Raw genomic sequence first — 9,193 nt, 5'->3', positions numbered from 1 at the left:
CCGTCATCGTCAGCGGCGACAAGGACTTCTACCAGCTCATCCGCCCCCACGTGTGCCTGCTGAACCCCGGCCGCGGCGGGCCCACGGCGGTGGAGGAGGAGTGGGTGGACACGCGCAACGCCAACGAGCGGCTGGGCGTGGCGCCGCAGCACGTGGTGGACTACCTGGGGCTGATCGGCGACAGCAGCGACAACGTGCCGGGGGTCAAGGGCATCGGCCCCAAGACGGCCATCCAGCTCATCGAGGAGTACGGCGCCATCGAGAACCTCCTGGCGCACACGGCCGACATCAAGAGCAAGCGCGCCCGCGAGGCCCTGGAGGCGTTCGCGGATTCGGCGATTCTCTCCAAGAAGCTCGTCACCATCCGCGAGGACCTGCCCGTGGAGCTGGAGCTGGAGGCCCTGCGCTGCCGCGAGCCGGACCGCGCGCGGCTCAAGGACATCTTCTTCGACCTGGAGTTCCACTCGCTGGCCCGCGACTTCGCCTCGCAGGTGCCGGGCGAGGACGGCGCCGCGGCGGAGACGCGCGCGCCGAAGCGGCTGGAAGCCACGTACACGCTGCTGTCGACGGCGGAGCAGGTGCGCGACGTCGTGGCCCAGGCGCGGGCGGCGGGCCGCGTGGCCGTGGACACGGAGACGAGCGACACGGACCCCATGCGGGCCACGCTCTGCGGCATCTCCCTGGGCGTGACCACGGGCGAGGCGTTCTACCTCCCGTTCCGCCACCGCACGCGCGGCCCCGACCAGGGCGACCTGCTGGGCGACATCGCCCCGCCCGCGGACGGGCCGGGGTGCGAGGTGGTCGCCAACCTGCCGGACCTGCACGGCGAGCAGATGCGGCCGCTGATCGAGCTGCTGGAGGACGCGTCGGTCGAGAAGGTGGGGCAGAACCTCAAGTACGACTTCCTCGTCTTTCGCCGCGAGGGGATCACGCTGCGGGGCATTGGCTTCGATACCATGATCGCCAGCTACGTGCTGGAGCCGGGGCGGCGCGAGCACGGGCTGGACTCGCTGGCCCTCCAGCACCTGGACCACACGACCATCGCCTACGACGAGGTCACGGGCAAAGGCAAGGCGCAGATCCCCTTTGCCGAGGTGGCGCTGGAGGCCGCGTGCACCTACGCGGCCGAGGACGCCGACATCGCCCTGCGGCTGGCGGAGAAGTTCGGGCCGGAGATGGAGTCGCTGCACCTGGACACGCTGTTCCGTGACCTGGAGATGCCGCTGCTCCCCGTGCTGGCCGAGATGGAGTGGAACGGCATCCGCATCGACGAGCCGTTCTTCGCGAAGATGGGCGAGGAGCTGCGGGCGCAGCAGCGGCGCGTGGAGGGCGACATCTACGCCGAGGCGGGGCAGGAGTTCAACATCGGCAGCACGCCGCAGCTGCGCGAGATCCTCTTCGGCAAGCTGGGGCTGCCCGTCATCAAGAAGACCAAGACGGGCGCGTCGACCGACGTGGACGTGCTGCAGGCCCTGGCGGCCAAGGGACATCGCCTGCCCACGCTGCTGATGGAGTACCGGCAGGTGGACAAGCTGCGCAGCACGTACGTGGAGTCGCTGCCCAAGACGGTGAACCCGGAGACGGGGCGCATCCACACGTCGTTCAGCCAGACGGTGGCGGCGACCGGCCGGCTTTCGTCGTCCGATCCCAACCTGCAGAACATCCCCATCCGCACGGAGATGGGCGCGGAGATCCGCCGCGGCTTCATCCCCGCGGAGGGCAACCGCTTCGTCAGCGCCGACTACTCCCAGATCGAGCTGCGCATCCTGGCGCACTACTCGGGCGACGAGGCGTTCGTGGAGGCGTTCCGGGCGGGCGTGGACATTCACCGGCAGACGGCCGGCATCATCTTTGGCGTGGCGACGGACAGCGTCACCAAGGAGATGCGCGACCGGGCCAAGACGGTGAACTTCGGCATCATCTACGGCCAGGGCCCGTTCTCGCTGGGCAACCAGCTGGGGATCAGCAACGCCGAGGCAAAGGAGTTCATCGAGGAGTACTTTCGCCGCTTTCCGGGCGTGCGGCGCTATCTGGACGAGCAGGTGGAGCTGGCCAAGAGTCGCGGCTACGTGGAGACGCTCACGGGGCGGCGGCGGTACATCCCGGAGCTCAAGTCCAAGAACTGGAACATCCGGGCGTTCGGCGAGCGCGCGTCCACCAACGCGCCCATCCAGGGCACGGCGGCGGACCTGATCAAGATCGCCATGATCCGCATCCACGACGACCTGACGGTGCAAAAGCGGGTGAACGCGAAGATGCTGCTGCAGGTGCACGACGAACTGCTCTTCGAGACACCCGTGGGCAACGAGGACGCCGTGCGCGAGATGGTGCGCGACCGCATGGAGAACGCGCTGGTGCTCAACGTGCCGCTCAAGGTGGAGGGCGGCGTGGGGGAGAACTGGCTGGAGACGAAGTAGGACGAGGGTACGAGGGTACGGAGGTACGGGGAGAGAGACAGAGGAACGGCCCCTCGGTTTTCTCTCCTTGCTCCTCACCAGCTTCAGCGAAGCCGACAGGCGTACGTCGGTCCGGTGCTCCTATCCCTGGTCGGTGCCAGTGTGTCGAACACCGTACAACTCGTACTCTCCACCCAGGACGCGGGGTGGATTCCGAACATGCTAGGGATTATCCGCAAGATGACATAAATTGAAAGGCCGTCTCATTTGCCGCGGCGGTCATCCATCAAATCCGGGAGGTTTCATGCACAAGCTAAAGCTCGATGTAGATCAGCTCACCGTCGAATCGTTCGAGGCGGTTTCTCCCGAGATGATCCGCGGCACGGTCGACGCGCATTCCCACATGTGCATCTCACCGTTCGAGACGTGCGCTGACCTCGCGTGCCCCACGGGTACCTGCGGCGCTACCTGCGCCACCTGTGCCTCGTGCGCAAGCTGCAATGGAACCTGCTATTCCTGCTACGACACCTGTGGCGACTCGTGCAACGGCACGTGCCTTAGCTGCCTGACCAACTGCGAGCCGATGTCCTGCGTGTACGTCTGCCCCTGAGGAGGTCGCGAACTGACGCGCGGCTGGGGCTACGCAGCCGCGCGGGAAACCCGATCCCCGGAGATGTTGAAGCCCCGCCGTGCGACGCGAAGCGTCGTGAGGGCGGGGCTTTCCGCTGTCGTAGCGGCGGCTTCAGCCGCTCAGGCTTGGGACTCGGGTTCCTTCTCACGGGCCGCTGCGATCAACTCTCGAACTCTCTCGAGAACGGCCTCGGAGATCGGCGGGGGCGGACCGTGGTTGATCACCACGGGTCCCCAAGCGAGTCTGCCACCGTCCGTGGACACGTGAGGGTCGCCCTTCCGGATGACCAGGGGGCCACGTGAAGCAAGGGACAGCTCTTTCGCGAACGCCGCGTCACGCTGCATCACGAACTCCTGTTGGCTGGTTGAGCTCCTGCGAATAGTAGTGCTTCCGAGACACCCACCGGAAGCCTTCATGTAGAGTGATCGAAGCCAGGTCGATAGGCGGTGCAACGGTCGTCGGAGCGGCTGCCGCTCAGGCTGGGACCCGCGTGATCTGCCGATGCGTGTCGTCTGCGGTGCGATCCGCCGGCGCTCAGTCGTCCTTGCGCAGCCAGCCCAGGCGGCCGAACCACATCAGCAGGACCAGGGCACACGCGCCCATCAGCCCCAGCACGAAAGGCAGGTTCCACCACCAGGCGCGGTTGGGGTGGTCCACGTTCATCCCGTACACGCCCGTGATGAACCCCAGGGGGATGAAGATGGCCGCGAAGATCGTGAGCACCTTCATGATCTCGTTCATGCGGTTGCTCACCGTGCTCAGGTACAGGTCCGTGAGCGAGCCGGCGATGTCGCGGTACGTCTCCACCAGGTCCAGCACCTGGAATGCGTGGTCCGCCGTGTCACGATAGTAGACCAGCGTCTCGCGCTGCACGAGCGGTCCCGGCTCGCGCACCAGCGCGTTGAGCGCGTCGCGCATGGGCCACACGGCGCGCCGCAGCGCCATCAGCTCGCGCTTGATGCCGTGCAGCCGCGTCATGGTCTCGCGCGTGGGGCGGCCGACGATCTCGTCCTCCAGGTCGTCCAGCCGGTCCGCGTACGCCTCGGCCACGGGGAAGTAGTGGTCCACGACGGCGTCCACCACCGCGTAGGCCAGGTAGTCCGGCCCGCTCTGGCGAATCCGCCCCCGCCCCGTGCGGATGCGCTGCCGCAGCGGCTCCAGTACGTCGCCCGGGCGCTCCTGGAAGGTGATGACGAAGCCGTCGCCCAGGAACACGCCGATCTGCTCCAGGTCCAGTTCCGGCGCCAGCCGCGCCATGCGGGCGATGACGAACAGGTGGTCGTCGTACGCCTCGACCTTGCTGCGCTGCTGCACGTCGCCCAGGTCCTCCAGGGCCAGCCGGTGCAGCCCGAAGATCTCGCCGATGGCCGCCAGGGTGGGCGCGTGCGCCACGCCGTCCACGTTCACCCACACCACGTGCCACTTGCCGCGCATCTGCCGCAGCAGCTGCAGGTCGGTGACGGGCGTTTCCGTGAACTCCAGCGGCGCGTAGGCAATGACCTGCACGGCCGGCGGCGTGGCGCCCGGCTCCGACACCAGCACGCCCGGCTCGGAGCCCGGCGCGGGCTGCGGACGGCGGTGCACGGGCGCCAGCGCGTCCGCCCCCGCCGCAAACGGCAGGCGGAACAGGTCCCTGCGATTGAGCTTCAGCGGCCCGTCTCCGTGTGTGTCATGCTGGACATCTGCGATCGAAGTGCGGGAGGATCAGGCGGATGCCGGAAAGGTGCCGCCCACCTCGCCGGCGGCCCGCAGCATCTCGCGGGCGGCGGCCGCGTACTTCGCGAGCGACATCAGGTTGCCCTTGGTGAGCTTGAGCTTGCCCGTCATGGCCGCCGAAACGGGATCGGTCTCGCCGGCCAGCAGCCGCGTCCAGGTGGCCGCGTCCGCCTGCAGCACGTACGCGGCGGATGCGCGGTCGGCCGCAGTGGCCACGCGGCTGTCGCGGCAGTGTCCGTGGTGCGCGTCGATCCACACGGCGCGCTCGCCGGGGATGCCGTGCGCCGCGTCCGCCGTCATCACGAGGACCACGGTGCCCTCCCACGTGGCGGCCGCCTGCCGGTACTCGGCGCTCGCGTTGAGCCGCGCGCAGCAGGCGTCGCACCACGCGTCCGTGAACACCTCCATCCGCTCCATCCCTGTCCTGGCGTCGGTTGATGTGGATGCGTGAACGCTACGGCGCCGCGTGTTTCCGCGAAAGGGCAGGCGAGCACGAGATCCATCCGTCGTCGCAACGACACGCCGGCCGGTGCGAGGGTTGGATGCGGACAAAGGGATGCGAGCGAGAGGCTTCGAGCTTGGTAGTCGACTCCCAGCCGGAGCGGCTAAAGCCGCCGCTACGACAGCGGAAAGCCCCGCCCTGACGACGCTGCGCGTCGCCCGGCGGGGCTTCAACTACCGGCGGATTCGGGCCTCAGACCGGCACGCGCCCCTCGTGTTCCCCGCGGCGCACGCGTCGGGCCAGGGCTCGAACCGCCAGCGTGCCCGCGGCAATGATCAGCGCCACCAGCGCGGCCCACATCCCCAGCTCGAACGCGAACGCTCTCGCATCACGAATGAACTCCCGCCGCTCGTAGTCGATCTGGTACATCCCGGGCATGATCGTCAGCCCGAGCCACAAATGCACCAATTCAGACACCGTGATCGATGCGCCAATCGCGAGCGCCGTCACCGGCAGCGCGTACCGCCCGGTACGCAGCGCGAGGATCACGCACGCCACGACGAACGAGATCAGCGTCGATGATAGCACAACCACCTCTATCCAGAACCGCGTTTCCACGCCCACGCCCATGCGGCGCGCGGTCCACACGGCGACGCTCATGCTGACGTACGCCACCGCCGGCACAAGGGTGACCGCGGCGGGGAAACCCCATCCACGGCTGGGGCGCGGCGAGAGAAACGAGGACGACACAGATGGTTGGTGGAGAGTCAGACTGCGGGGGTACGGCGCCTATCAGGGTTGGGGCAGTCCACGCGAACGGAGTTCGTGATGTTCCCGCGGCGAATTATGCTCGTTGCGGATCTGATTCGGTAATGGCCGTCCCCCAGCCGGAGCGATGAATTTGCCGCTGGAACGACACAAAGTCCGCCTTCGTGGACTGCACGCCGCCATCCTGCCGCGACGCTCGTCACATCGCCGGGAATGGTTCGTATTGGCGGTTGAAGCCTCGTTCGCAAAGCGCGTCGGCGCGAGACGGGGCTTTCCGCTGTCCCAGCGGCGGCTTCAGCCGCTCCGGCGCGAGGGTGGAGTTCACCTGTTTAGATCCGCAACCGGCATCATTCGCTCCGCTCTCGCGCGGGGCCGGCCGGGCCGCCCAGAACTCACCTGCGCAGCCTCGGCCAATCCACCCTCACCCCGCCCTGCGCGTCTTGCGCCGCAGGAAGTCGCGCATGATGTACTGGCCCAGCGTCATGGTGCTGGTGAAGTACGCCTTGCCGCGTGCCACCTGGCTCACCCGGTTCACAAACGCCACCAGCGCCGGGTCGCGCGCCAGCATGAACGTGTTGATCAGGATCCCCGACTTGCGACAGGCCCCCACCTCCTGGAACGTCTCGTTCAGCACGAAGCTGTCCAGCCCCATGCTGTTCTTGTAGACGCGTCCGTCCGGCAGCGTGACGGCGGACGGCTTGCCGTCCGTGATCATCACGATCTGCCGCATGTCCTTGTTCTGCGCCAGCAGCAGCCGCCGCGCCAGCTTGAGCCCCGCCGCCGTGTTGGTGTGGAACGGACCCACCTGCGCATGCGCCAGCCGCCCGATGGGGATCTCCTCGGCCGTGTCGCCAAAGAGCACCACCTTGAGCGTGTCGCCGGGAAACTGCGTGCGGATGAGGTGCGTGAGCGCCAGCGCCACCTTCTTGGCCGGCGTGAACCGGTCTTCGCCGTACAGGATCATGCTGTGGCTGATGTCCACCATCAGCACCGTGGCGCACGACGAGCGGTACTCGGCCTGGTGCACGTGCAGGTCGCCGTACTCCAGCGGCAGCGTGCCGTCGTCGCGCAGCCCCTCGCGGGCCAGCGCGCTCTTGAGCGTGGCGGGGATGTCCAGGTTGAGCGTGTCGCCGAACTCGTACGGCCGGCTGGCGGCCTCGGCTTCCACGCCCGTGGCCAGGTGCGGCGTCTCGTGGCTGCCGAACGACGACCGGCCCATGGCGCCCAGCAGGTGCCGCAACGTGCGGTATCCCAGGAAGTCGATGCCCTTGCCCGTGAGCGAGAACTCCACCTGGCGCGACGCCTCGCGGGCCTCGTCGATCTTGCCGTCCTTCATCTCGGCGTAGTTGCCGGGCATCTGCGGCTGGCCGCCCTCGCTGACGTTGAGGTAGCCCTCCTCCACCATCCGCTGGATGAGCCGGTCCAGCAGCTCGGCGATACGCTCGCGCACGGCCTCGTCGGGCTCGCCGTCGCCCCGCAGCTCGGCGATCATCTCGGGCGTGAGCTGGCCGCTTTCCAGCAGGGCGCGCAGCAGCGCCTCCTTCAACGCGTCCAGCGACCGGTCGTCCTCGTCGCCGCCAAACTCGCCCCACCACGGGTTCACGTGGTGCCCGCCGGCGAACCCGCTGTTGAGCAGGAAGTCCGACAGCTGGTCCAGCAGGGCCTGCAGGTTGAGCGCGTCGGCCATGTGGCCGGTGTAGCGCGAGTAGTTCGTAAAGCGCATGAGATGCCTCCGAGGGGCGAGACCGGGCCGGCGGCGCACGTTGCAGGCCATCCCCGGCGGCGGTGGCGCGCCAGGAAGCCGTCCCGTAAGATACACCCGAACCAACTGTTTCGCACAGAAGCGGATACGAGGGACTACGCCAGAGCAGATTCCGGAGGCGGACGCGGCGGAGGGCATAGCGGCATCGCCCCCGGAGGCCCAGCGCGGCCCGCCCACGCAGTTGCCGGACGCCCCGGAGCGCCCGGCCGAGGTGGAGATCCCCACCCGGGCGTTCGGGGCGCTGCGCCACCGCAACTTTCGCGTGTTCTACGTGGGCCAGCTGCTGTCGCTGGCGGGGACGTGGATGCAGTCCACGGCGCAGGGCTGGCTGGTGCTGGAGCTCACCAACAGCGCGCTGCTGCTGGGCATCGTCACAGCGGTCACGTCGCTGCCCACGCTGCTGTTCAGCCTGTGGGCGGGGGACCTGGCGGACCGCGCGGACAAGCGCCGCATCATCCTCGTCGCGCAGGTCGTGTCGCTGGCCGCCGCGCTCGTGCTGGCGCTGCTGACGGACACGGAGCGCATTACCTATCCCGTTCTGCTGGCGCTCGTCTTCGTGCTGGGGACGGCGAGCGCCTTCGAGATCCCCACCCGCCAGAGCTTTTTCGTGGACCTGGTGGGCCCGGCGGACCTGCCCAACGCCATCGCCCTCAACTCGGCCGCCTTCAACGCCACGCGCATCGTGGGGCCGGCGCTGGCGGGCGTCGTCATCGGCGTGGCGGGGGTGGCGGCGTGCTATTACGCCAACGCCGTGTCGTACGTGGCCGTCATCATCGGCCTGCTGATGATGCGGCTGCCCTCGTTTGTCCCCCGCCCGCGGACGGCGAGCACGCTGGAGAGCATCCGCGAGGGGCTGGCGTACATCCGCTCGGACCGGCTCGTCCGCACGCTCGTCTGGCTCATCGCGGGGATGTCCGTGACGGCGCTGCCGTACGTGATGCTGCTGCCGGTGTTCGCGCGCGACGTGCTCAAGGTGGGCGCGCCGGGGCTGGGGTCCATGCTCTCCGCGACGGGCACGGGCGCCCTGGCGGCGGGCGTGTCGCTGGCGGCGGGCCGCGTGCGGGTGCCGCGCGGCAGGCTGATCCTGGGCGCGGCGGCGGCGTTCGCGCTGCTGCTGATGGCGTTCGCGCTGTGTCCGTGGTATCCGCTGTCGCTGGGGTTGCTGGCGCTGGTGGGCTTTACGATGATCCTGAACAACGCCAGCGTGAACGCGCTGCTGCAGAGCAAGGTGCCGGACCACCTGCGCGGGCGCGTGATGAGCGTGTACGTGTTCATGTTCGTGGGGATGACGCCGTTGGGCTCGCTGCAGGCGGGCGCCCTGGCCCGGTGGATGGGCGCGCCGTACGCCCTGGCGACGGGTGCCGGCACGCTTCTGCTGATCATCGCGTGGATCGCCGTGAACATCCCGGAGCTGCGCGCGGCGGAGTGAGGGGGAAAAAGGGCAGGCTCCGCGCCTGAGCGAGTGAACTCGCCGCAAC

The 9,193-nt window shown here is 68.6% G+C and carries 6 protein-coding genes; 2 read left to right on the top strand and 4 right to left on the bottom strand.

Translation table 11 applies throughout. The annotated features are described in order from the left end of the window. Positions 1 to 2,417, top strand: a 2,417-nt coding sequence (gene polA / locus VFZ20_RS14350; protein WP_329684586.1) for a DNA polymerase I, incomplete at its 5' end; no start/stop codon positions are given. A 1,144-nt stretch (positions 2,418 to 3,561) separates the two neighbouring features. Here the strand turns inward: polA and corA are convergent. The 4 genes from corA to VFZ20_RS14330 all read right to left on the bottom strand — a co-directional run bounded on the left by corA (position 3,562) and on the right by VFZ20_RS14330 (position 7,676). After that, complete coding sequence (gene corA, locus VFZ20_RS14345; RefSeq protein WP_329684585.1) at positions 3,562 to 4,611, bottom strand: magnesium/cobalt transporter CorA; 1,050 nt, start codon at positions 4,609 to 4,611, stop codon at positions 3,562 to 3,564. A gap of 120 nt (positions 4,612 to 4,731) precedes the next feature. Continuing rightward, on the bottom strand, positions 4,732 to 5,160 hold the full coding sequence (locus tag VFZ20_RS14340; RefSeq protein ID WP_329684584.1) for an SCP2 sterol-binding domain-containing protein: 429 nt from the start codon (positions 5,158 to 5,160) through the stop codon (positions 4,732 to 4,734). Between the two features lie 277 nt (positions 5,161 to 5,437). Continuing rightward, positions 5,438 to 5,860, bottom strand: coding sequence for a hypothetical protein (locus VFZ20_RS14335; RefSeq protein ID WP_329684583.1), 423 nt, complete (start codon positions 5,858 to 5,860; stop codon positions 5,438 to 5,440). Between the two features lie 514 nt (positions 5,861 to 6,374). After that, complete coding sequence (locus VFZ20_RS14330; protein ID WP_329684582.1) at positions 6,375 to 7,676, bottom strand: vWA domain-containing protein; 1,302 nt, start codon at positions 7,674 to 7,676, stop codon at positions 6,375 to 6,377. A 220-nt stretch (positions 7,677 to 7,896) separates the two neighbouring features. Between VFZ20_RS14330 and VFZ20_RS14325 the strand changes: the two genes are divergently transcribed. Further along, complete coding sequence (locus VFZ20_RS14325; RefSeq protein ID WP_329684581.1) at positions 7,897 to 9,144, top strand: MFS transporter; 1,248 nt, start codon at positions 7,897 to 7,899, stop codon at positions 9,142 to 9,144. The last annotated feature ends 49 nt before the right edge of the window (positions 9,145 to 9,193 follow it).

The sequence above is a fragment of the Longimicrobium sp. genome (genome assembly GCF_036280135.1).
Lineage (GTDB): Bacteria > Gemmatimonadota > Gemmatimonadetes > Longimicrobiales > Longimicrobiaceae > Longimicrobium.
The sequence above is the reverse complement of the archived record's forward strand: the minus strand, read 5'-3'. Positions and strand labels throughout refer to the sequence as shown.